At 62.6% G+C, this 23,910-nt stretch carries 17 protein-coding genes and 1 pseudogene; 6 read left to right on the forward strand and 12 right to left on the reverse strand.

Features of this window, described 5'->3' with window-relative positions; translation table 11 throughout:
• Positions 1-27: 27 nt before the first annotated feature.
• Together choW and DWV00_RS24565 are read right to left on the reverse strand one after the other, a co-directional pair.
• Positions 28-933: a choline ABC transporter permease subunit gene (choW, locus tag DWV00_RS24560; protein WP_115536212.1), complete on the reverse strand. Its 906-nt coding sequence runs from the start codon at positions 931-933 to the stop codon at positions 28-30.
• A pseudogene (locus DWV00_RS24565) lies at positions 926-2,213 on the reverse strand (quaternary amine ABC transporter ATP-binding protein); the annotation flags it as partial. The pseudogene DWV00_RS24565 and the gene choW, both read right to left, overlap by 8 nt.
• Before the next feature lie 236 nt (positions 2,214-2,449).
• Between DWV00_RS24565 and DWV00_RS24570 the strand changes: the two are divergent.
• The 4 genes from DWV00_RS24570 to DWV00_RS24585 all read left to right on the forward strand — a co-directional run bounded on the left by DWV00_RS24570 (position 2,450) and on the right by DWV00_RS24585 (position 5,739).
• Positions 2,450-3,394 (forward strand): TorF family putative porin, encoded by a 945-nt coding sequence (locus tag DWV00_RS24570; protein ID WP_115536213.1) that lies wholly within the window; start codon positions 2,450-2,452, stop codon positions 3,392-3,394.
• Positions 3,395-3,576: 182 nt separating this feature from the next.
• Complete coding sequence (locus DWV00_RS24575) at positions 3,577-4,380, forward strand: CDP-diacylglycerol diphosphatase (protein ID WP_245965014.1); 804 nt, start codon at positions 3,577-3,579, stop codon at positions 4,378-4,380.
• Between the two features lie 325 nt (positions 4,381-4,705).
• Positions 4,706-5,239, forward strand: coding sequence for a hypothetical protein (locus tag DWV00_RS24580; RefSeq protein WP_115536214.1), 534 nt, complete (start codon positions 4,706-4,708; stop codon positions 5,237-5,239).
• Positions 5,236-5,739, forward strand: a complete 504-nt coding sequence (locus DWV00_RS24585; RefSeq protein ID WP_245965015.1) for a hypothetical protein — start codon at positions 5,236-5,238, stop codon at positions 5,737-5,739. Before DWV00_RS24580 ends, DWV00_RS24585 begins: the two co-directional genes overlap by 4 nt.
• Positions 5,740-5,845: 106 nt before the next feature.
• On the opposite strand, the gene DWV00_RS24590 is transcribed toward DWV00_RS24585, so the two are convergent.
• The 5 genes from DWV00_RS24590 to DWV00_RS24610 all read right to left on the reverse strand — a co-directional run bounded on the left by DWV00_RS24590 (position 5,846) and on the right by DWV00_RS24610 (position 12,700).
• A complete protein-coding gene (locus DWV00_RS24590; RefSeq protein ID WP_115536216.1) occupies positions 5,846-6,820 on the reverse strand; it encodes a cysteine synthase A in 975 nt (324 codons plus the stop codon).
• 71 nt (positions 6,821-6,891) lie between these two features.
• The gene (locus tag DWV00_RS24595; protein WP_115536217.1) at positions 6,892-8,898 is read right to left on the reverse strand and encodes an acetyl-CoA carboxylase biotin carboxylase subunit; all 2,007 of its coding nucleotides are present in this window, start codon (positions 8,896-8,898) and stop codon (positions 6,892-6,894) included.
• Positions 8,899-8,933: 35 nt separating this feature from the next.
• Positions 8,934-9,719 (reverse strand): enoyl-CoA hydratase/isomerase family protein, encoded by a 786-nt coding sequence (locus DWV00_RS24600; RefSeq protein WP_115536218.1) that lies wholly within the window; start codon positions 9,717-9,719, stop codon positions 8,934-8,936.
• 94 nt (positions 9,720-9,813) lie between these two features.
• The gene (locus tag DWV00_RS24605; RefSeq protein WP_115536219.1) at positions 9,814-11,421 is read right to left on the reverse strand and encodes a carboxyl transferase domain-containing protein; all 1,608 of its coding nucleotides are present in this window, start codon (positions 11,419-11,421) and stop codon (positions 9,814-9,816) included.
• A 97-nt stretch (positions 11,422-11,518) separates the two neighbouring features.
• Complete coding sequence (locus tag DWV00_RS24610; protein WP_115536220.1) at positions 11,519-12,700, reverse strand: isovaleryl-CoA dehydrogenase; 1,182 nt, start codon at positions 12,698-12,700, stop codon at positions 11,519-11,521.
• A gap of 215 nt (positions 12,701-12,915) precedes the next feature.
• On the opposite strand from DWV00_RS24610, the gene DWV00_RS24615 reads away from it, so the two are divergent.
• Positions 12,916-13,644: a TetR/AcrR family transcriptional regulator gene (locus tag DWV00_RS24615; RefSeq protein ID WP_115536221.1), complete on the forward strand. Its 729-nt coding sequence runs from the start codon at positions 12,916-12,918 to the stop codon at positions 13,642-13,644.
• Entirely contained in the window at positions 13,641-14,651 is a 1,011-nt protein-coding gene (locus DWV00_RS24620) for a DUF2891 domain-containing protein (RefSeq protein ID WP_115536222.1), read from the forward strand. The genes DWV00_RS24615 and DWV00_RS24620 overlap by 4 nt, the downstream gene beginning before the upstream one ends.
• 49 nt (positions 14,652-14,700) lie before the next feature.
• Here DWV00_RS24620 and DWV00_RS24625 read toward each other — a convergent pair whose 3' ends face one another.
• From DWV00_RS24625 to DWV00_RS24645, 5 genes are all read right to left on the reverse strand, one after another.
• Positions 14,701-18,414, reverse strand: a complete 3,714-nt coding sequence (locus tag DWV00_RS24625) for a hypothetical protein (RefSeq protein WP_115536223.1) — start codon at positions 18,412-18,414, stop codon at positions 14,701-14,703.
• 108 nt (positions 18,415-18,522) lie between these two features.
• Positions 18,523-20,409, reverse strand: coding sequence for an ABC transporter ATP-binding protein (locus tag DWV00_RS24630; RefSeq protein ID WP_115536224.1), 1,887 nt, complete (start codon positions 20,407-20,409; stop codon positions 18,523-18,525).
• Positions 20,410-20,521: 112 nt separating this feature from the next.
• The gene (locus DWV00_RS24635; protein WP_220274730.1) at positions 20,522-21,793 is read right to left on the reverse strand and encodes a DegT/DnrJ/EryC1/StrS aminotransferase family protein; all 1,272 of its coding nucleotides are present in this window, start codon (positions 21,791-21,793) and stop codon (positions 20,522-20,524) included.
• Between the two features lie 130 nt (positions 21,794-21,923).
• A complete protein-coding gene (locus tag DWV00_RS24640; protein ID WP_115536225.1) occupies positions 21,924-22,655 on the reverse strand; it encodes a PIG-L deacetylase family protein in 732 nt (243 codons plus the stop codon).
• Positions 22,655-23,899 (reverse strand): aminotransferase class III-fold pyridoxal phosphate-dependent enzyme, encoded by a 1,245-nt coding sequence (locus tag DWV00_RS24645; protein WP_115536226.1) that lies wholly within the window; start codon positions 23,897-23,899, stop codon positions 22,655-22,657. The genes DWV00_RS24640 and DWV00_RS24645 overlap by 1 nt, the downstream gene beginning before the upstream one ends.
• Between the last annotated feature and the right edge of the window lie 11 nt (positions 23,900-23,910).

Below are 23,910 nucleotides of genomic sequence, written 5' to 3' on the forward strand. Positions count from 1 at the left end.
GCCGGCGTCACGCGTGCCTCCCGCCCATCAGCTTTGCGTCGCCGGTTGCTGCGCGGCGCGCAGCCTCATCACGCTGCGCAAGCCTTTGAAGCGCGGCGCGGGTGCCGTTCCCGGCACGCGGCCGAAGCTCTCGGTGATGCGGTCGAGAATGATCGCGAGCAGCACCACGGACAAGCCGCTTTCGAAACCCAATCCGATGTCGAGCCGTTGAATGCTGGCCAGCACGTCATTGCCGAGGCCGCCCGCGCCGACCATCGAGGCGATGATCACCATCGACAGCGCCATCATGATCGTCTGGTTCACGCCCTGCATGATCGAGGGCAGCGCATTCGGGATCTGCACCTTGTAGAGCAGTTGCCACGGCGTGCAGCCGAACGCCTGCCCGGCTTCGACGATCTCGCGGTTGACGTGGCGAATGCCTAGGCTCGTCAGGCGCACGGCGGGCGGCATCGCGAAGATCACGGTCGACAAGATCCCCGGCACGCGGCCGAGACCGAACAGCATGGCGGCCGGAATCAGATAGACGAAGGCGGGCATCGTCTGCATCAAATCGAGGATCGGCCGCACGACGAGCGCCACGTGCTTGTTCTTGGCCGTCCAAATGCCGAGCGGAATGCCGAACACGAGACTGATCAGCGTCGACGACAGCGTCAGCCCGAGCGTGATGACCGTTTGATCCCAGAAGCCGGTTGCATAGATCAGCAGCAGCGACAGCGTCGTGAACAGCGCGAAGCGCCAGCCGATGCGCCATAAGCCGATGCCGATGAAGAACGCCATCAGCGCCCACATCGGCACGGCTTGCAGACCGTGCTCGACGAGCCCCGCGAGCGTATCGATCCCGCGCCCGATCGTGTCGAACGTGCTGCTGTCGTGATCGAGCAGGTAGTGAACGGATTGATCGACCCAAGTGCCGAGCGGAATGAGTTCAGACATGGGAGCCTCGCGTACGGGTGATGGCTTTGAGAACGACGGCACGATCGACGGAGCCGCAATAGCAGCCGTCGTCGTCGACGACGGGCAGCGCGCGCGTATGCGCCACGACACGCGAGACGACTTGCTCGAGCGGCGCGCTGCGCGAAATGCACTCCACCTGCGCGACGCTGGGCGAGCCGCTGCCGAGCGCGTCGCGGGTCACGAAACCGCGGATCTTGCGCTCGGCATCGAGCACGAATGCATAATCGGCGCTGCCGTTCAGCGACTCCGCCACGCCGGCTGCATCGAGCTGACGCACGAGCGGAACGGCGTCGGTCTGCATCAGATCGCCGGCCGTCAGATAGCGGCTCGTGTCGACGCCTTCGAAGAAGGCGCGCACGTAGTCGTTCGAGGGGCGGCTGATGATTTCGTGCGGCGTGCCGAGCTGCACGAGGCGGCCGCCTTCCATGATCGCAATGCGGTTGCCGATCCGCAGCGCCTCTTCGAGATCGTGCGAGACGAACATGATCGTGCGGCGCTGTTCCTTTTGCAGTTGCAGCAGCACGTTTTGCATCTCTTTGCGCTTGAGCGGATCGAGCGCGGAGAACGCTTCGTCCATGATCATCAGCGACGGGTTCACGGTCAGCGCGCGCGCCAGGCCGACGCGCTGCTGCATGCCGCCCGACAGCTCGGCGGGCAGCTTTTGCGCGAACGGCGCCAGCCCGACCTGCTCGAGCACCGTCATCGCCCGTGCTTCACGCTCCTTGCGCGCCACGCCGGCCACTTCGAGGCCGAATGCGGCGTTCGAGAGCACCGTGCGCTGCGGCATGAGCGCGAACGACTGGAACACCATGCTCATGTCCTTGCGGCGCAACGCGGTCAGCTCGCCGCGCCGCGCGCTGACGACGTCGCGCCCGCCGATGAGCACCTTGCCCGCCGTCGGATCGACGAGCCGATTGATCAGCCGAATCAACGTCGACTTGCCGGAACCGGAGAGCCCCATGAGGACGAATATCTCGCCTTCCTGGACGTCGAACGACACGTCGTGCACGCCGACGATCTGGCCTGTGCGGGCGAATATCTCGTCCTTGGTCGAGCCTGCGGCAAGCATGTCGAGCGCCTGCTTGGGGTTGGTGCCGAACACCTTGCACAAACCCTGCACCACCACTTTGGGTGAACTCATCTCTTCCGTCTCCTTGCGGCAGGGTTTGAGCCTGCACAGTCTGCCTACATAGTTGCCAGAAAAAGCGCGGGGCAGCCGACGAATTCCGACGCACGCTTGCGTAAATGCGACACGGACGGTTTCGGCTATCGGGGCATTCTTCCCGCCGAGGCCCGTAGCATAAGGCTCCGCGTCTCGATTGCAATCCGTGCATTCGAGCAGCATGTCGCGTAACGACAGATTCGCGTCCAAAAATGCGTGCGCACCGCGCATATCGGCTGGCAATACTCAGCCCAACCGGATCCGTACCCAATCAAAAAATCCGGGCTGGCGAGCAGGCCAAGATCGATTACAACAACGACGACGGAGCGCACAATGAGTCACCGCAAGACCCTGTCACGCCTATCGTCCGCCGCTTTCAGCGGCGCGGCGCTTTTGATCGGATCGCTGCACGCGTCCAATGCGCTGGCGCAAACCGCCGACGCGAGCGGTGCGGGTGCAAGCGCACCGGCCGCCACGGCGGCGGCGGCGCCCGCGGATCCCCCTGCTACGTCGACGGCGAGCTCGCAGCCCGCGGCGGCGCCGGCACCGGCACCGGCCGCTTCCCCCTTTACCGCTAACGTGACGCTCGCCTCGCAATATGTCTCTCGCGGCTTCAGGCAAACCTGGGGCAAACCGGCTATTCAGGGCGGCATCGACTACGCGCATCCGAGCGGGCTGTTCGCCGGGACGTGGCTGTCGAGCGTGAGCAGCAAGTTCATCGAAGGCGGCACGGTCGAATGGGATCTGTACGGAGGCTATGGCGGCTCGCTCGGCGATCTGTCGTACACGGGCACGCTCTATTACTACGTGTATCCGGGCGCGCGCATGTCAGCGAGCCAGACGAGCTATAACTACGGCGAGTTCGTCACGGCCTTGACGTACAAGTGGTTCACGGCCAAGTATTGGCTGACTTACACGCCGAATTATTTCGGCTACGACAGCCAGTCGCTCGGCATCGGCAGCGGCAAGAACAGCCGGGGTTCGGGCTATCTCGACCTGAACACGAACATCGACCTCACCCACGGCTTCTCGCTGCTGCTGCACTACGGCTGGGAACGCGTGCAAAACTTCTCGGCTTACAACTGGCAAGACGGGAAATTGGCGGTTTCAAAGACGTTCGACGGCGGCTGGACGCTCACTGGCGCGGTAACGAAGGCTTGGGGCGCCACCAACGTCTACGATCACTACACGACCGGAGCGCCCGACTCGTCAGGCAACATCGCCGTGTCGAATCCGACGAAAACGACGTTCTTCGCGACGATCACGAAGGTGTTTTGAGTCGGATTTAGAGATCCCGATTTCGATTTAGCTTCGGAAGAAGGTGAAGTCCTGCCGTCGATGGCGGCGGGATGCGGACGGCGGCGAAGCGGCTCAGCTTTGCGTCGTCCGTTTTCGTTTCATGACAGAATGCCGCGTCTAGCTAATTGCCATTTGCCATTTGCCATTTGCCGATACGCGACATGCTTGCCAAGCTCATCCAATCGATGTCGATGATCCGTCGACGGCCCCGGCGTTCGTTCATTCTCGCAGCCTGCACGGCGATCGTCGCGGCAGGATGCACCGCACTCGCCTCGGCCGATCCCAATGCGCTTTGGCAGATCGTCAATCTCGATTGCGTGCCGGCCGCGCGCACGACGGGCAAGACGGGGATCTGCGCGACGGTGGATTTGCCCGGACGCTATGCGCTGCTGCGCGATCGGCAGGGCACCGCTCAGCATCTTTTAATTCCGACGGATCGTATCTCGGGCGTCGAAAGCCCGGCTCTGCTGGCGCCGGATGCCCCGAATTATTGGGCCGATGCGTGGGATGCGCGCCGCTATGTCGAAGACAGTTTGAAGAAAGCGCGGCGCGCAACGCTAACTGACGATCAGATCGGGCTCGAGATCAACTCGGCCATGCGCCGTTCGCAAGAACAATTGCATATCCATATCGACTGCATGCGGGCCTCGACCACCTCGGCGCTGGCCCGGCATCGAAACGATCCGCCGCACGTGTGGACGTGGGACACGATCGATGGAGCGCGCTATCGCATTATGCGGATACCCGGGCCGTCGTTCGATTTCAATCCGTTCGACATCGTCGCAGGGCCGCATACGAGCCCGGACGTCATGGCGCAGCAGACGATCTTCGTGACGGGAGCGGGGGCGTCAGCCACGGATTCGGGCTGGCTAGTCGTCAATAGCAGCCTCGATACCGACGGTGGAACGGGTTCCGCGGAGACGCTGCTCGATCATCAGTGCGGGGCAGCGGCGCCGGTGGAGTAAGCGGAGCGGGGCACCACCGATAAGGCCCAGCGCAGCTGCGACCACCGACACCAGCGGTACGCCGGGTACCAGCACGGTAGCCGCCAAGCCTAGCCCACACCGTCGACTGCCCCCGGTGGCTCCCACTAGTGCGATTGGTAACGCCCATTCGTACCACGTTTGCAATTTTTTGCAATTTTCCTCTGCCATTATCGAATCCCGTGCTGCAAAATGCCGCCGCAATGCGCGCGCTGCTCAGCGAAGCCCGGGTTGGCGAAATCGCCCGAGCGGCGGCGCGCTTCATGCTAAACGCAAGAGCAAAAAGCGAAGCCACGAGGCAAGGAACATGCAATTCACAATGCACCGGTTTGGGCTCGCCGCGTTCGCCGCGGCGGCCATCGTCAATCTAAACGCCTGCAGTTCGCTTTACACCGAAAGCGCCTCGGCGGGCGCCGGCATCGCCGGTGCGGCAGTGGCGTCCAAGGTCACGCGCAACGCAGCGGTTGCGACCGGTATCGGTCTCGGCGCCGTCGCGGCCGCGAAAGCCGGCGTGCAATATACGGAACGGGTCGTCCATACGCATACCCAGGATGCGATCGCCAATGCCGCGGGACCGCTCGCGGTCGGCGCGGTCGCGCCGTGGTCGATCAAGCACACCGTGCCGATCGAGGACAACGAGCACGGTCGCGTCACCGTGAGCCGCACGATCAGCACCGGCCCGCTCGACTGTAAGGAAATCGTCTTCTCCGTCGATCAGGACGCGACGAAGAAAAAGGCCGCCTCGAGCGCCTTCTACGTCGCCTCGGTCTGCCGCGACGGCACCGCGTGGAAATGGGCCTCGGCGGAACCGGCAACCGAACGCTGGGGTGCCCTGCAATGAACGCGCGCCTGATACTGGCCGCGCTCGTCTGCGCGGGTGCGGGCGCCGCGCTGAGCGGCTGCGCGTCGATCGGCGCGGCAAGCGGCGCCGTCGCCGGGGTGGCGACCGGTGCCGTCACCGCGAATCCGGCGGTTGGAATCGGCGTCGGCATCGCCGTTCAGGCCGCAACCGACGAAGCCGTGAACCGATACATGAAGTCCATGCATCAGGATCAGCAAGATGCGATTGCGGCGCTGGTCGGCGGCATGCCCGTCGGCGCGTCGCAGCCGTGGCGGGTCAAGCACAAGCTGCCGATCGAGAACGGCCACGGCGAAGTGCGCGTGACCCGCACCTTCGATACGGCGCTCGCGAACTGCAAGGAATTCGCGTTCTCGGTCGTCGATGGTGACAAACCGCATGCGAAGGTCGACTGGTTCACCGCGAGTGCCTGCCAGCAAGGTGCGGCATGGAAGTGGGCATCGGCGGAGCCGGCCGTCGAACGCTGGGGCACGCTGCAATAGCGGGTGGCCGGTGGCGGGTGGCGAGTGGCTAGCTAATCGCTACCGGACATCGCTACCGGATATCGCAATCGAGCCCAAGCATGCGTTGGGATTGCGCCGGTCTTGCCTAACTGGTCGAAAGCCCCTTCTCGGCCAGCCACGCTCGATTGAACAGTCTCGCGAAATACAAGCTGCCGCGATCGCAGAGCAACGTCACGATCGTATGCCCCGGCCCCATCTCGCGGGCTAGCTGCGCGGCGGCCCCGACATTGATCCCCGTCGAACCGCCCACATACAATCCCTCTTCGCGCAACAGCCGATAAACCATTGTCACGCAGGTTTGATCGTCGATACGAACGGCATCGTCGATCGCCGTCCCCTCGAGGTTGGCCGTGACGCGACTCGAGCCGATGCCCTCGGTGATCGAGTTGCCCTCGGCCTTGATTTCGCCCGTCTTGACGAAGTTGTACAACCCGCTGCCGTGCGGATCGGCCAGGACGATCTTGATCGCTTCGTTCCGTTCTTTCAGATAGCGCGAAACACCGGCGAGCGTCCCGCCCGTGCCCGTCGCGCAAACGAACGCATCGACTTTGCCGTCGGTATCGCGCCAAATCTCGGGGCCGGTCGTTTCGTAATGCGCCTGGCGATTGACGACGTTGTCGAACTGGTTCGCCCAGATGGCGTTCTCGGTCTGCTCGGCAAGTCTGCCCGCGATCTTCTGATAATTGTCGGGGTCCTTGTAAGGTTTGGCCGGCACAGGCCGAACCTCGGCGCCGAGCACGCGCAGCAGGTCCATCTTTTCCTGCGATTGCGTTTCGGGAATCACGATCACGCAGCGATAGCCGCGTGCCGCGCAGATATGCGCGAGACCGATGCCCGTGTTGCCCGCCGTGCCCTCCACGACGGTACCGCCGGGCCTGAGCGCGCCGCGGCGCTCGGCATCGCGAATGATGTAGAGCGCGGCCCGATCCTTGACCGAACCGCCCGGGTTCATGAACTCGGCTTTGCCGAAGATCTCGCAGCCGGTTTCATCGCTCAGGCGAGCGAGCCGAATGAGCGGCGTGCCGCCAACGGCACCGACGAAGCCATCGCATCGAGGCATGATGCACTCCTTGTCGGAGACAGGATGCAGACGCTTCCAGCATAGGCCACGCCAAGAAGCAAAGCGACGCCTTACTGCGCTTCCATGACGAGCAACTGCGCGCCATCGGCGACTTGATCGCCCACGCCATACAGCACTTCGGCCACCTTGCCGGCCGTCGGCGCGCCGATCGTATGCTCCATCTTCATCGCTTCCATGACGATCAGCGGCGCGCCCTTCTCCACCACCGCGCCCGGCTCCACGAGAACGGCGATGACCTTGCCCGGCATCGGCGCCGTCAGCCGCCCTTCGCCATGCTCGGCATCGGCCGCGTGCGCCAGCAAATTCTGCCATTCGAACGTCAGTGCCGACCCTTGGCAGAAGATGTGGAACAGATCGCCGTCGACGAACACGCGCCCCGTCACACGCGCTTCCCCGATACGCGCGCCGAACGTATGCGGTTCGCTGCCGCGCCACCAGTCGAATGCATCGACCGCACCGTCGTGCTCGAGCGTGCGCGAATCGCCCTCGCGCGCATAAACGGCTTTGAACGCGCGCTCGTCGTCCGGATCGCGCCATTCGATCGTTTGCCGATAGCTGCCGTTCAGCCGCCAATGCGACAGCGCGTCCCACGGCGACCCGCCATGCGCGACGCCGCCTTCGCGCGTCAGCAGCGCGCCGCACGCGAGCGCCAGCGCTTCCTTGAAAGGCTTGTCGGCGGGAGCGAACAACGCGTCATGGTGGCGTTCGATGAGGCCCGTGTCCAAATCGGCCGTCGCGAACGGTTGGCTTTCGACGATGCGCCGCAAGAACGCCACGTTGGTTTGCGGGCCCACGGCCTCGCAGCCTTGCAACGCCCGGCTCATCCGCGCAAGGGCTTCCTCGCGCGTGGCGCCGTGCACGATCAGCTTCGCGATCATCGGATCGTAAAACGGGGTGATCGTATCGCCTTCGCGTACGCCGCTGTCGATACGCACCGGCGCGCGCTTCGGCATGCCGATCGAAAACTCGACGCCCTCGGGCATGCGCAGATACTTGAGCGTGCCCGTCGACGGCAAGAAGCCGCGAGCGGGATTCTCGGCATAGACGCGCGCTTCGATCGCATGGCCATCGATCCGCAACTCGTCCTGCCGCAACGGCAACGGCTCGCCCGAGGCCACGCGCAGTTGCCATTCCACGAGGTCTTGCCCCGTGATCATCTCGGTGACCGGGTGCTCGACCTGCAGCCGCGTGTTCATCTCCATGAAGTAGAACGCGCTTTCGGTCATGATGAATTCGACCGTGCCCGCGCCGACGTAGGAAACCGCGCGCGCGGCCGCAACCGCGGCCTCGCCCATCGCGCGGCGCACGTCGTCCGACAGGCCCGGCGCCGGCGCCTCTTCGAGCACTTTCTGATGGCGGCGCTGCACCGAGCAATCGCGATCGAACAGATAGACGGCGCCGCCGTGCTGATCGGCGAACACTTGCACTTCGACGTGACGCGGGCGCGTCAGATATTTTTCGATCAGCACGCGATCGTTGCCGAAGCTGCTTGCCGCTTCGCGTTTGCAGGACGCCAGCGCTTGGGCGAAGTCCGCGCTCTTTTCCACGACGCGCATGCCTTTGCCGCCGCCGCCCGCGCTCGCCTTCAGCAACACGGGATAACCGATCTCGTCGGCTTCGCGCTGCAATAGCTCGGGGTCTTGATCGTCGCCGTGATATCCCGGCACGAGCGGCACCGCCGCCGCGTGCATGAGCGCCTTGGCCGCGGCCTTCGATCCCATCGCGGCGATGGCCGACACCGGCGGGCCGATGAATACGAGCCCCGCCGCCTCGCAGGCCTGCGCAAAATCTTCGTTCTCCGACAGAAAACCGTAGCCGGGATGGACGGCTTGCGCGCCGGTGCGCACGGCGGCGTCGATGATGCGCTCGATGCGCAGATAGCTCTCGCTCGCGGCCGCGCCGCCGATATGCACGGCTTCGTCGCAAGCCGCGACATGCTTGGCGTTCGCGTCGGCATCGGAGTACACCGCGACGCTTGCGATCCCGAGCCGCTTGCACGTCGCCGCCACGCGGCAAGCGATCTCGCCGCGGTTCGCAATCAGAATCTTGTTGAACATGTGAAGTCTCGCAATGGAGCGGCAGTCGGTTGCGGTCAGTCGCGCCAAGCCGGCGCGCGTTTTTCGAGGAACGAGGCCACGCCCTCGCGCCCTTCTTCGCTCGCGCGAATGCTGGCGATGCGGCGAGCGGTGTCGTCGATCAAAGCTTCGTCGAGCACGCGGCCCGCCACGTCCTGCACGAGGCGCTTCGATTCGCGCACGGCGTTCGGACTATTGGCGCACAGCGTGGCCGTCATCTTTTCGATGGTGCCGTCGAGCGCATCGGACGCGACCATTTCATGCACGAGCCCGAGGCGCTGCGCCGTCGCGCAATCGAAGAGCTCGGCCGTGGTGAAATAGCGGCGCGAGGCCCGCTCGCCGAGCGCACGCACGACATACGGTGCGATAGTCGCGGCGATGAGGCCGAGCCGCGCTTCCGAGAGGCAAAACCGGGCGCTGTCGACAGCGACGACGATATCGGCCGCCGCGACCAACCCCACGCCTCCCGCATACGCATCGCCCGATACGCGAGCGATAACAGGCTTCGAGACGCGATAGATCGCCGACAGCATGTCGGCGAGACGGCGGGCGTCGACGCGATTCTCCTCGTCGGAGAACGTCGCCATCTTCTTCATCCAGTTCAGATCCGCGCCGGCGCAGAACGCCGGACCGTTGGCGGCAAGTACGATCGCGCGAACGTCGTCGCGGGCATCGAGCCCGCCGAACACGTCGGTCAGTTCGGCGATCGTCGTCTCGTTGAACGCGTTGCGCACGTCGGGGCGATTGAGCGTGACCTTCGCCACATGCCCCGCGAACGCAACTTCCAGCATGCTGTATTGCATTGACATCTATCGTCTCCGTGAGGGTCTAGTGCCCCGAGTTGGGCGCTCGTATGATTCCAACGTATGATCCCAACTCGTGCACTACGACGACGCCTTACATTCTGAACAAGCCGAAGCGCGTGTCTTCGATCGGCGCGTTCATCGTTGCCGACAGCCCGAGGCCCAGCACGTCGCGCGTTTGCGCGGGATCGATCACGCCGTCGTCCCACAGTCGCGCACTCGCATAGTACGGATGCCCTTGATGCTCGTACTGATCGCGAATCGGCTTCTTGAACGCCTCCTCTTCATCCGCGCTCCAGGTGCCGCCCTTGCCTTCGATGCCGTCGCGCTTGACCGTGGCCAGCACCGATGCGGCCTGCTCGCCGCCCATCACCGAGATACGCGCGTTCGGCCACATCCAAAGGAAGCGCGGCGAGTAGGCGCGGCCGCACATGCCGTAGTTGCCGGCGCCGAACGAGCCGCCGATGATGACCGTGAACTTCGGCACCTTCGCGGTTGCCACGGCCGTCACCATCTTCGCGCCGTGGCGCGCGATCCCTTCGTTCTCGTACTTGCGGCCCACCATGAAGCCCGTGATGTTCTGCAGGAACACGAGCGGAATCTTGCGCTGGCAGCACAGCTCGATGAAGTGCGCCCCCTTAACCGCCGATTCGGAGAACAAGATGCCGTTGTTCGCGATGATGCCGACCGGGTGCCCCCAAATGTGGGCGAACCCCGTCACGAGCGTCGTGCCGAAACGCGCCTTGAATTCGTCGAACTCGGAATCGTCGACGATGCGCGCGATGACTTCGCGCACGTCGAACGGCTTGCGCGTATCGACGGGGATCACGCCGTACAGGCTCTGCGCGTCATAGCGCGGCAGCTTGACTTCGCGCATCGCGACCGGCGGCCGCTTCGTGCGGTTCAGCTTGCCGACGAGGCCGCGCGCCAATGCGAGCGCGTGCGCGTCGTTCTGCGCGAGATGATCGGCCACGCCCGAGAGCCGGGTATGGACGTCGCCGCCGCCGAGGTCTTCGGCGCTGACTTCCTCGCCCGTCGCCGCCTTCACGAGCGGGGGCCCGCCCAAGAAGATCGTGCCTTGGTTCTTGACGATGATCGACTCGTCGCTCATGGCGGGCACATACGCGCCGCCGGCCGTGCACGATCCCATGACGACGGCGATCTGCGCGATGCCCGCGGCCGACATGTTCGCTTGATTGAAGAAGATGCGGCCGAAGTGATCGCGATCGGGGAAGACGTCGTCCTGATTCGGCAGATTCGCGCCGCCCGAATCGACGAGATAGACGCACGGCAGCCGGTTCTCGGCGGCGATTTCCTGCGCCCGCACGTGCTTCTTGACCGTCATCGGGTAGTACGTGCCGCCCTTGACCGTCGCGTCGTTGCAGACGATCACGCACTCTTGTCCCGCGATGCGGCCGATACCGGTGATGACGCCGGCACCGGGCGCGGCATCGTGATACATGCCGAACGCGGCGAGCTGCGAGAACTCGAGGAACGGCGTGCCCGGATCGAGCAGTTGCGCGATGCGATCGCGCGGCAGCAGCTTGCCGCGCGACACGTGCTTGTCGCGCGCGGCTTGTCCGCCGCCGAGCGCGAGATGGGCCACCTTCGCGCGCAGATCGGCGACGACCGCATCAAGCGCGGCGGCGTTCGCTCGAAAATCGTCCGAGCGCGGGTTCAACTTGCTTTCGATGATCGGCATGGGGCTCAATGCTCCGTCTCGCGGCGTTCGTCTAAGGTCGCCTAAGTGGGTCTAATCGTCCAGCGTGCAGCGTCCTGCGTCTAACCGTGGATCCGCATCAAGCGGTTTCGGCGAACAGTTCGCGGCCGATCAGCATGCGGCGCACCTCGCTCGTGCCGGCGCCGATTTCATAGAGCTTCGCGTCTCGCCACAGCCGGCCGACCGGGTACTCGTTGATGTAGCCGTTGCCGCCGAGGATCTGAATCGCTTCGCCGGCCATCCACGTGGCTTTCTCGGCCGTATAGAGAATGACGCCCGCGCAGTCCTTGCGCACTTGGCGCACGTGGTCCTTGCCGGCCGTGTCGAGCTGCCGGCCGACCGCGTACAGATAGGCGCGGCAAGCCTGCAGCGTCGTGTACATGTCGGCGACCTTGCCTTGAATCAGCTGGAATTCGCCGATCGATTGGCCGAATTGCTTGCGATCGTGGATATACGGCACGACCGCATCCATGCAGGCAAGCATGATGCCGGTCGGGCCGCCGGCCAGCACCGCGCGTTCGTAGTCGAGCCCGCTCATCAGCACCTTCACGCCGCCGTGCAGCGTGCCGAGAATGTTTTCCTCGGGCACTTCGACGTCCTGGAACACGAGTTCGCCCGTGTGCGAGCCGCGCATGCCGAGCTTGTCGAGCTTTTGCGCGACCGAGAAGCCTTTCATGCCCTTTTCGACGATGAAGGCCGTGATGCCGCGCGCGCCGGCCTCGACGTCCGTCTTCGCGTAGACGACGAGCGTGTCGCAGTCGGGACCATTCGTGATCCACATCTTCGTGCCGTTCAGCACGTAACGATCGCCGCGCTTATCGGCGCGCAGCTTCATGCTGACGACGTCCGAGCCGGCGTTCGGCTCGCTCATCGCCAACGCGCCGACGTGCTCGCCCGATACGAGCTTGGGCAGGTACTTGCTCTTTTGCTCGGGCGTGCCGTTGCGGTGAATCTGGTTCACGCACAGGTTCGAGTGCGCGCCGTACGACAAGCCGACCGATGCCGACGCGCGCGAGATCTCCTCCATCGCGATCATGTGCGCCGTGTAGCCCATGTTCGCGCCGCCGTATTCCTCGGACACCGTCATGCCGAGCACGCCGAGGTCTCCGAACTTGCGCCACAGATCCATCGGGAATTGGTCGTTGCGATCGATTTCGCCCGCTCGCGGCGCGATTTCCTTCGCGGCGAAGGTGGCAATCGCGTCGCGCAGCATGTCGATGTCTTCGCCGAGCGCGAACTGCAAACCAGGCACATTGCTCATGAACGTCTCCTCGAATTCGATTTGGGGCCGGATCTAGCCCTGCGAGCGGCACGAGCGCTCGGTCACCGCGCATTTCACGCCACATTTACGTAAGCGTCAATAGTTTTATTGAGGAAAGCTCATTTTTCAGTGTGGGCGCAGCGGCATAGGCCGGCGGTGGTAATATCCGGCGCAGCAACCCAGCGGGCACGGCAAAGTTGAATACGACTCAGACGGTGGAAGAATCGAAGGCCGAGGCAAGCGGCGCAAGGCGCCAGCCGGCCGGACGCAAATCTCAGCAGCGCGTGAAGGACATCCTTCAGGCGGGGCGCGAGGTGTTTTCCGAAAAAGGCTACGAACGCGCTACGACGGCGGAGATCGCGCAGCGGCTCGGCGTCTCGGAGGCGACCGTCTTCAGCTACTTTCGCGGCAAGCGCGAGCTGTGCGCCCGCGTGATCGCCGATTGGTACGACGAAATCATTGCCGCGATCGAAACGGGGCTGCCGAGAGACGGCAGTGCGCGTCAGCAATTCGCCTTCATCGTCCGCACGCACTTGCGGCTGATGCTCGTGCACGGGACCGGGATGTGCTCGCTCGTGCTGTCCGAGGGGCGTGCCAAGCATCACGAGCTCAGCGCGGAATTGACGGCGCTGCAGCGCCGCTACACGGCGCCGTTGATGAGGGTGCTGTCGCAGGGGCAGCAGGCGGGGCAGATTCGCGCCGATTTTCCGCTGCGGTTGATGCGGTCGATGGTGTTCGGTCCGATGGAGCATGTGCTGTGGGATGCTACCCTGGCGCATCGCACACTCGATATCGACGGGACGGCAGACCGTCTCGTCGATGTTCTCTGGACCGCACTGCAGCCGCCCGCGCCTGCGCTCGACTCGTTGACCCGGCTCAAAGAAGACGTCAGCGAAGCGATGCGCCGCTACGACACGGCTACAAAGAAGGATACGCATCGATGACCGCTCGACTCACGCATGCTACCGCCTCGAAGTTCGCTACCCTCGCCTTGTCGCATCTCACGCGCGAGTATCCGAACCACCTCACGCATGCGGTTTCGGGGCCGCAGGATCTGCGGTCGCCGCGGGAACTGCATCCGATTTTTTACGGCAGCTACGACTGGCATTCTTGCGTGCATGGATATTGGCTGCTGGTGAGGCTGCTCGATCGGTATCCTGAACTGCCGCAGGCGCAGCAGATCCGGGGCGTCATCGATAAGCATTTCACCGCGGAGAATGTGGCGGGCGAAGTCGCATATTTGAGTCAGCCTCACAATCGCGGATTCGAACGGCCGTATGGATGGGCTTGGCTGCTTGCCCTCGCTGGGCAATTGGATGGGATGCGATCGCCGGAGGGGATTCGTTGGGCTTCAACGCTTGCGCCGCTGACCGAAGTCTTTGTCGAGCGGTTCATGGCGTTTTTGCCGAAGGCGACTTATCCGCTGCGCGTCGGGACGCATTTCAATACGGCGTTTGCGCTTGCACTGACGATCGAGTTCGCGCGGAAAACGGGGCGCGACGAGTTGGTTGCGCTTGTGGAAGAGACGGCGTGGCGTTGGTACAAGCGCGATACGGATTGTCAGGCGTGGGAGCCGGGCGGCGATGAGTTTTTATCACCGGCGCTGATGGAAGCCGAATTAATGCGGCGCGTGCTGCCGCTCGATGCGTTCAATATCTGGTTCGAGCGGTTTCTGCCTCGGCTGGGACAACGGGAACCGGCCACGCTGTTCGTGCCGGCGACGGTTACCGATCGCACCGATGGAAAGATCGCGCACCTCGACGGGCTGAATTTGAGCCGGGCTTGGTGTCAGAGGTCACTGGCTCGAGCGCTGGCCGATGGCGATCCGCGCAAACGGGTATTGGAAGAGGCAGCCGAGACGCATTTGAACGAGGCGCTTGCTCACGTCGCCGGCGACTACATGGGAGAGCATTGGCTTGCGTCGTTTGCGTTGTTGGCGCTCGAGGCTTGATGCAACTGTCGGCCGACTCCCCCATTCCCCGACGAACCTAACATGTTGTCTACATGGGAATCGGGGCAGGCCCTGCCTGTGCATCCTCACTAGCGTCGCCCGTTGGGATGACGGACAGCGCCGTCCAGTCAATGCCTCGCTGCAGGTCAAATCGGCAGGTAGCTCTACCTGTCAATATCTGCGTTTCGATAGCGCGCTCCGCGGCAGCGGTGCACCCCCACGGCACGGTATCCATTCCCTGAAGCAAACTTCCCAGTTCGATCGGATCGATGCTAGCGGCGAAATGCGCGACCAAGAAGTGTTTGGCGCGCCGGAACCGAGCACCCGTGCCGGCAAGTTGCATGGCCAAGGTCGTCGGCCCCCACCCCTTCACCGCAATCTCGGGCGCATGCCGTGCGATCAGCGCAGGCATACCGGAGCGCATTGAGTCACCCGCTGCCATGATGCGCCGCAATTCATCGCTCAACTCCGAACGCTTGAACAGGCAGGCCGAGATCAGGTCATGACCAACGTGAAAGCCCTCCTGGTGGGTAAGCCAGGCAAGGACCTCTCTTGGCCAGGTAGCTGCCAGAAACAGACTGGCCTGCCTGAGATATTCATAGCGATCGCGCCACCGGCCGCAGACCTCTTGGTGACTCTCAAGCCAGTGGGCGTATCCGTCGATCAACGCCAAACCGTAGTCGACCCCGCCGCGCAGGCAGCGCAGAATCAACCCGCGCACAACAGGACTCTGCGCGATCGCACCGACGGCCGACGACATCGGCAAAGCATGTAACGCAACGTACTGTGCCCGGTCGTCCATGGCCGCACGGTATCGGACGAACGTGGTGACGATCGATTCCCAGTCCGCCCCACCGAAGCGCTCGGCAAAACCGGAAACCGAGTCGTTCTCGACATATGAAAAATCGTACGAGGCGTCGAAGAGAAAGCGCGTGGCTGCTACAAAGGCTGTGAAATCCTCGATATGCCAGCCCCTTGACGCCGGGACGCCGAGGCGAATGAACAGAGTCCAGGTGCCCAATACACGCTCGCGCCGAGCCGTCAGCCGTGGGAACATCCACGAGCGGAGCCGATCCAGAAATATCTCGAACGCCAAGATGCGCGCTATCTCGTCGCCGGGACAATCGGGCGGCTCCGTCCATTCGACCGTGATGTGAAGAGGCGTGAAAACGTAGCTTGCCTTGTGCGTTCCCATCGGGATCTGGATCTCGAGTAGTTCTCGCTCGAAGCGCAGGACCTTCGTCGAGCGACTGCTGAACGTCGAGCAGAAGCGTTCGAGTGCTCGTACCCGCTCCGGCAGTTGTCGCGTATCCAGGCTCATACCCGCCAATGACCACTGGTGCAATAGGTTGTGCAACACGTGCGGGTTCTCGTAGCGCGGAGCGGCCTCGCCGGCGGAAACAATGGAATCGAACTCGGAACGCCAATTGCGGTCCTCTATCTCGAACGATGTGGGCGTCTCCTCGTCGCTCCACTGACGCAACCAAAGCTGAAAGCGACGGAGCACGATGTCGTCGCGGTTGGATAGCGGCCCTGCGCTCAACAGTGCGATCCACTGCCGCATCATTGAAAGATACCGCTTGTAACTCTCAGCGTCGCCCCCTTCCACCGCACGAGCCAGCAGCGCTTTCAGCGAAGCGTCGTAGGTTTCGATCAGCGATCCTCTTATCTGCTCGGCGACGTTCTTCAAATCGGCCTTGCCGAGCGCGTCACACAAGCGCGCGTAGGCGTCGTTCAACTGTTGTGAGAGCCGCTCCACGGCTTCTCCGGCAGAAGCGATGCCTTTTGAAGACGCGACCGCGTGACGGAACCTCTCGATCGGTGCAAGAACCGCCGGGCAATCCAGTGCCCGTAGCGCCAGTAGAACTGCGCTGGGAATCGGTAGCCCCAGTGAATGAATGGATAGTCTCGACGCAGGAGACAAGCCGCCTTCGAAGACGTGTGCCAACGCGTTCAGGTACGAAACCACCTCGTCCATCTCATAGAGGGGTAGTCGTGCACACTCCTCGCCGACAAGCGATGCGCTTTCCAGCACCAGCGCCGCGTTATCTGCCTGCTGCGCAGCCAGTTGCCTGGCCGCCGATTCAAGCAAGCGGGATAGCGTGTTTCGCGGCACCCAAGACGCCGCCGCTTCGCAATCCAGCAGCCGCATTGCGAGCCGCAAATCGGCGCTTTCGGCTAGTGGGCGTGTGGCGGACGACAGCGCAACCAGCGTGGGGAGTGCACGCAGCGACTCTGCCTGGGACATTCGGACCGCTCGTTCATAGGCTTTCGCGAATTCGGTGCGTGCGATGAGCCCTTCTCCGCGCCACGAATGCTGCGACCGTCGGATCTGCGCGAGCAGGGAGGGGGACCCCACCGCACCATCGACCCGCTGCATCCATAGTGTCGGCATGGGCTGTTCGGTGCGTGCCAGCAACCGTTCTTTGGCCTCTTTGGCGAGCGGCAACCGCTGGAGTTGAGACAGAGCGTCATTGCACTCCTGCGTCAACTCACCGGTGCGAGTCAGCGCCTCATCCGTAAAAATGAGCGAGCAGTCGTCGGGCAATACCAGTTCTCGACGAACTTCCGTCTTGATCGACCTCAGCATCGCCGAGCCACCGAGGATGCAGCTACCGCGATCGAACGCGGCACAATGCGCTCCGGCCGGCACACGCTGCGTATTCGTTCTGATGCAGGTGATCTTCTGCTGCCGAAACATAATGCCTGCATGTTCCTCCGCACTTCCCTCGTCCACAATCACCACCGCCACGGCAGCTTGTTCCGATCCATCCAGGGCCAAATACCGGCGCCATGCGCTAGCGAGATCCGGCGCTACCAGCGTCTGGCCGAAGCATTCGTCGCCAAGGATCAATAGGGCTGCTTCCACGACTTCATAGTGTCGAGCTAGCGCTTCGTAGCAATCATCGGTGAGCGCCTCCCGGTCGCGAAAGGCCACCTCGGGAGTTGCGGGTCGCGCCTGCAGTAGGTGCAATCGCCGTACCGGCGTCTCACGCAAATGCCGCCCCCGCCAGAGCCTGAGGGCAGTGGAGGCTGGACGCAACGCAAGCGTCGTCGCCCGCGAGCCGGTGTTCTGGGCGCAGGCGAAACCGAATCCGATCGTATGGGCGACATTCATCAGCCGTTGATCAAGCGGCATGACGGTCGTGATCGAGACGAAACCCAACTCTGTCTCAAGCCCCCATTCGCAATCGATCGCAGTGAAGTCGAACCTCTTCATCAGTACGGCACACACCGCCTCGATCCGATCCAATACCTCCGCGTCCAGATATGGCGAGTGGTCGAGGCCGATGTCATCGGCAACATCGATCTTCAGCAACGGCTGCACAAAGCACGCGATGGACGCCGAACGCTCAGATCGTCCAGACAGCGCCCACTGACGCCGTGCATGCTCGGTCGATCCGCTCAGTGCCACTGCGGCAACGCGCTGCATCAGATTCTCTGGCTCGAGACAGATTAGGCTTTCATAGCCCCCCGCATTGATGTGATCCGCCAAGTCCTCGATGCCGGCACTACGCACGATCCACGGCGCCGGACCGCAGACTTCTTCCACCGCCTCCGGCAAACGGGGAGATACCTGTGCCAATAGTGCGGCGTAGGCCGACACAGGATCGTCCGCTTGCGCTAAGCCGCCCGTCTCGGCGGTCGGCAGCGGCGCGATTGGAAAAATTGGCGGGACCAGCGCGCCCAATGAATCGATCTCGCGAATTTGAAGAAGTCGATCCAGCTTGGGTCCGTAGCATTGCTGTTCGTCTGTAATCATATTTTAAGTAGAAAAACTCCCGAATCGGACGACGCTGCACCGGGGGCCGGGGGGACTGGCGGCCGAGGCAGGCGGGTCGATCAACGCTGCTTTGAAGCCAAGGAAATTTCAAAGGACCGAGGGTGCACTTCCGGTCGCGTCGCCAACGGAACTGATGCGCTCTTGCGGCGCGTCGCCAAGGAACCCACCGCTTTGGTGAGCCCACAGCCGCGCATACAGGCCGCCCCGCGCCAGCAGCGTTGCGTGGTCGCCTTGTTCGACGACGCGGCCTTCGTCGAGAACAATCAGCCGGTCCATCGCCGCGATCGTGGATAGCCGATGTGCAATCGCGATGACCGTCTTTCCTTCCATCAACCGATAGAGACTTTGCTGGATCACGGCTTCCACCTCGGAGTCGAGCGCACTGGTGGCCTCGTCTAGCAGGAGGATCGGCGCATCCTTCAACATGACACGTGCAATCGCGATTCGCTGACGCTGTCCGCCCGAAAGCTTGACGCCTCGCTCGCCTACATGCGCCTCGTAGCCACCGCGGCCAGCCGCATCTCTCAAGTTTTGAATGAAATCGTGAGCCTCGGCGCGCACGGCTACCGCCTCGATCTGTGCAAACGTGGCGTCGGGCCGGCCATAAGACAAATTATCGGCCACCGAGCGGTTCATCAGTGAAGTGTCCTGTGTGACCATGCCAATATGGCTCCGCAGCGAGTCCTGTTTGACGTGCGCAATATCCTGCCCGTCAATCAGAATGCGTCCTGTATCCGGGTCATGAAAGCGCAGCAGCAAATTCACGAGCGTCGATTTGCCGGCCCCCGAGCGGCCGACCAGGCCGACCTTCTCACCGGGCTCGACCGTTAGATTGAGATCTTCGATCACTCGGCGGCCACCACCGACGTATTGGAAGCTGACGTGCTCAAAGCGCACCTCACCGCGTGGCACGTCGAGATCAGTCGCGTCTGCCGCGTCGAGCACGGCCCGCGGGTGCGACAGCGTCTTAATGCCGTCCTGCACGGCGCCGACGTTCTCGAACAAGCTGGCCATCTCCCACATGAGCCAGTGCGACATGCCCTGTAACCGCAATGCCATCGCGACAGCCGCGGCCACGCCGCCCGCACCGATCGCACCGCGGGACCACAGCCATAACGAAGTACCCGTCATCCCGACCGTAAGGCCCATACTCAGCAGGTGATTGACAACGTCGAAGGCACTCACGAGACGCATTTCGCGGTAGCCGATGCTCAGGTATTCATGCATTGCCTCACGTGCGAAGTCCGCCTCCCGGTGCGTGTGCGAAAACAATTTGACAGTGGAGATGTTGCTGTATGCGTCGGTAACACGACCGGCAAGTAATGTACGCGCATCGGCCTGCCTCTTGCCGACCTTGCCCAAGCGCGGCACAAAATAAAGCAGTGACACGATGTATAAGCCGAGCCAAGTTGCAAGGGGCCACACGAGTTGCGTGTCGAATACGCCGGCGAGGACGAGTATGGTTGCGACGTATACGCTCATCGTTACGAGCACGTCGGTCAGCACAAAAATGGTTTCGCGCACCGCGACAGCGGTTTGCATTACTTTTGTCGTGATGCGGCCGGCAAATTCGTTCTGATAGAAGGTGATGCTCTGGCCCAGCATCAAACGGTGGAAGTTCCACTGCAACCGCACAAGCAAATTCACAGTAAGTGTCTGGTGCTTGACGACCGTCTGCAATGCGACGACAGCAACGCTGATCAACAAGAGTGCGGCCAACCACAGCAATGTGTCGCCACGTTCGGCCCACAGGCGCGACGGCAGTTGGGTGCCGAGCCAATCGACGATGTGCCCGAGCATTGCAAACAGCAACGCCTCGAAGGCTGCCATGACGGTTGTCAGTACCGTCATGGCGACTATCGCGCCACGTCCCCATTGTGTGCAGGCCCATAGAAAAGCGAAGAAACGCCGGGGCGGTGGCGGTGGCTCGATGGTTGGGAAGGGGTGAAGAAGCCTTTCGAAAAAGCTGAACAAGGTATTGGTCTCTCAGACAGTCGACGACTGTTGCGACACGCTCATCCACACCTTAGGCGATGCGCGCCACGTAATTAAGACCGAGCGATCTGCGGGCACGCGGTGCTCCCTCTCAGGCGCGAAGATCGTCGATCGATCGGGCTACTTTTTCGAAGGCAGAGGCCACGCGTGACATCGCATCCGCATCGGCCAACAGCATGCGGTGAGGCAAGGCGATGCAAGACTGGGAAAACGCTTGGGCTGCCGGTAAGCGGTAACGGGACGGATCGACCGCATCGGTAAAACTCTTGCCTAGAGCGAAACGATTGCGCGAAAACGGCTTGTACAGACGATTGCGATTGAGCGCGCTGTACATCGTCTTGCAGGGCAGTCGGATCTCTGCGGCAAGCGCCGCAGCGAATCGCTCCGCGCTCACCCTCTCGGTGATCGACTGCGGTAGCCGAACCACATAGGTGTAATGAGCCCGCGCAGTGGTGCCGACTGCGGTCGCTTGCGGAGAAAGCCCGAGAGCAGTCAGTAGACTGTCCAGCAACGCGGCATTACGACGACGCAGTGCGAGTTGCTCATCCAGCATCTCCAACTGTGCCACTAAGATGGCTGCATGAAATTCCGAAAGGCAGTAATTGCTGCCCATGATCTCTGCTGTCTCGATCAACGCCATCTCATCCATCTGCGGCGGCTGCGAGGAAACGGTTCGACCATCTGCCCGCAGATGCGCCAGACGGCGCGCCAAGCCGGCGTCACCGGTAATCACGGCGCCGCCCTCGCCACTCGTCAGCAACTTGCTATGCTGCATCGAGAAAGTACCGGCTATGCCGAAGCGGCCAACATGCCGTCCCGCATAGCGAGCCCCATGCGCCTGAGCGCAGTCTTCGATCAGCGGAATCGATCGTTCCCGGGCGATGGCCGTCAGGCGGTCCAGGTCAGCAACCGCTGATCCCAGGTGAACCACGGTGATGGCCCGCGTGCGCGGTGTGATAGCACGTTCGAGCGCTGAGGGATCGAGGCAACCGGTCTCCGGCTCGACGTCGGTGAGTACCGGGATGGCATTGACCCCGAGTACCGCGGATGCTGAAGCAACCCAACTCACGCCAGGCACGATCACCTCGTCGTATGCACCAACCTCGCAAGCCTCCAGGGTCATGGTCAGACCCGCTGTGCCTGTGGACGACGGCACGCAAAAGGCAGCACCGGTGTAGGCCGAAAATGCCTGCGCGAAACGTTCTTCCCATGATGACTGCCCCCGATATTGGCCACTGATCGACCACCGATGGCTGCCAAGCACAGTGTCGATGTTGCGCCGTGTGTTCTCGGTGCATTGCGGCCAATTCGGCCAATGTCGGTCAACGACAGCGGTTCCTCCGCAAATCGCCAGTTTCTTCAAAATGCATACCTCCAAATAGCGCGATTCCCGCAGGTCGGCGCAAACGCACCGCCCCACTCGCCGAACATGCTCGATCAGGCCGATTTTCCGCAGCGATACGAGCGTGCGTGCGGTGCTTATAGGTGGCTATTCAATGCGCGCGACGCCAGAGGCGCTCTGCGTAATTCGCGTTACCCGCGCTGACACGACGAGCATGTAACAGCATCTCGGTGATCGTCGTCGCGCTGGTCTGAGAGCGGTAACCCCGCATACCCTCGCACTTGCGTTCCAGCACGCCCCCGATGTCAACCGGCATGACTGGCGCCAAGCCTTCGCAGGTAAGCTTCCTATCCAGTTCGGCCAGCGACAGGCCTGCGCTGTAGGGAATGTCTTCGTAGTAGAGAACGCCCGTCTGATTCAGCGTTTCGGCTGCTGTCCGAACGATTCGATGATCGACATGTCCGCCGATACCGCACGGCGCGATTACCAGATTTGGCGCCAGACTCGCCACGAATTCGCCGATCATTCTCACGATGTCCGCAGTTCTCCGGTCGTCGTCGGGGGCGACGCGAAGCTCTTGCGCATTGTCGTAACCCCTCACGAAACTGTCGGGGCAAGTCAGGAAAACGTGACCGATCTGATGTCGCGCGCAGAAGGCGCGATCCTCCTGTTGCCGCACAGCCGATATCTCATCCACGGACGCCGAGCCAAGCACGCGCGGCAGCGCCCAACCGCTGCGTCCGAAGACTGTCAACAGCAGGATATCCGCCTGCTTGAAAAGGCGAGCAACGATACCGCCTATCGAAAAAGCAACATCATCCGAGTGAGGCGAAAGCAATAAAATTCGCTTGCCCACCATCGAATCCAAGGCTGTCGGGATCATCACGGCTTGCCGATCCACTCGATTGCCTGCTCGGCAGGAACGATGTCGGTGGCCCCATCCATCATTTCGAAGGCTGCCTGGAAGCGTCTGCGTGGACTAACCGCCATAGAGTCTATCGATCCCAACTGTCGTGACGTTGCTGCCAAAGCAATCTCGAAGCGCTGGAGCAATTCGTCCAACACATGGGCTGTTGCCAACGAGACCGCTTGATTGTCGCCCTCATATAGCAAAAGACCGGCCGCGGCGCAGTTCGCGTACAAGACTTCTTCCATGGCCTGCGTTGCCGCGACAATTTGCAACATTGGACCGTCACCGTAAATGTCGATCGGAAGCCCTTTACGCCGCACGGCGTTTCTCATTTCGGCGGCGAGCGTAGCACCACAGTGGGCCAGTCGCCGATAGCCCTCGTGAGCTGACATGTAGTTCAGCGTGGCCAATGCTGCCACTATCGGGACCGAGTCGAAATAGGCGGTGTATGTGAAGTCCCTCGCGAATGCCATCACGTCGGATCGGCCGATCAGGCACGATAGCCGATGCCCGTTTGCCAGTCCCTTCGCGAAGGTGTACAGGTCCGCATGGGAACCGACCATTTTCGGAAATTGGGAGGCAGGCATCGAGCGATAGCCTTGTTTGACATCATCGCAACACAGTAGGACACGTTCGCTGCGCGCAATCTCCGCCAGGTGACGCAGTGTGCCCGGTTGCAGATGGACATAGTCCGGCGACAAGATCACCAGCGCTACCTGCCCGCGATGCTGTTCCAGTACCCGTTGAAGCAGTTCGGGTACAAAGTAGAAGTCGATTACGCCACTGGCATTGGCACCCAGCAGATGATCGGCACTGATCCAATAGTCACCCCAACCGTGATAGCCGGCGCTAGCGACGACACGCCGATCAGAGAACTGTCGTGCGACCTGGACAGCGGCCCGGCAGGCCTCCGTGCCGGTGCTGAAAAAGGCGAGCCGGCTGTTGTCCATGCCGACATCGCCGACGATCCGGTTCGCTAGCGCCTCATGCTGATCGCTCCAACAAGTGATCGACGCCCGCTCACCTTGAAGATGCCTCACTATCGCGTCGTTCACCACAGGATGATGGTGTCCGAGAGTGACGCAGCCTTTTCCGTTCATCAGGTCGATATATTGCTTCCCATCCGAGAGCGTCACATGAGCACCATTGGAACTGACGGCACGCAGCCGGGGCCGCGCGGTGCAGACGTCAGTTACGATGTGTTGCGGCCTGTCCATACCATTCTCCG

This window comes from Trinickia dinghuensis, from assembly GCF_003367175.1.
Taxonomy (GTDB): domain Bacteria; phylum Pseudomonadota; class Gammaproteobacteria; order Burkholderiales; family Burkholderiaceae; genus Trinickia; species Trinickia dinghuensis.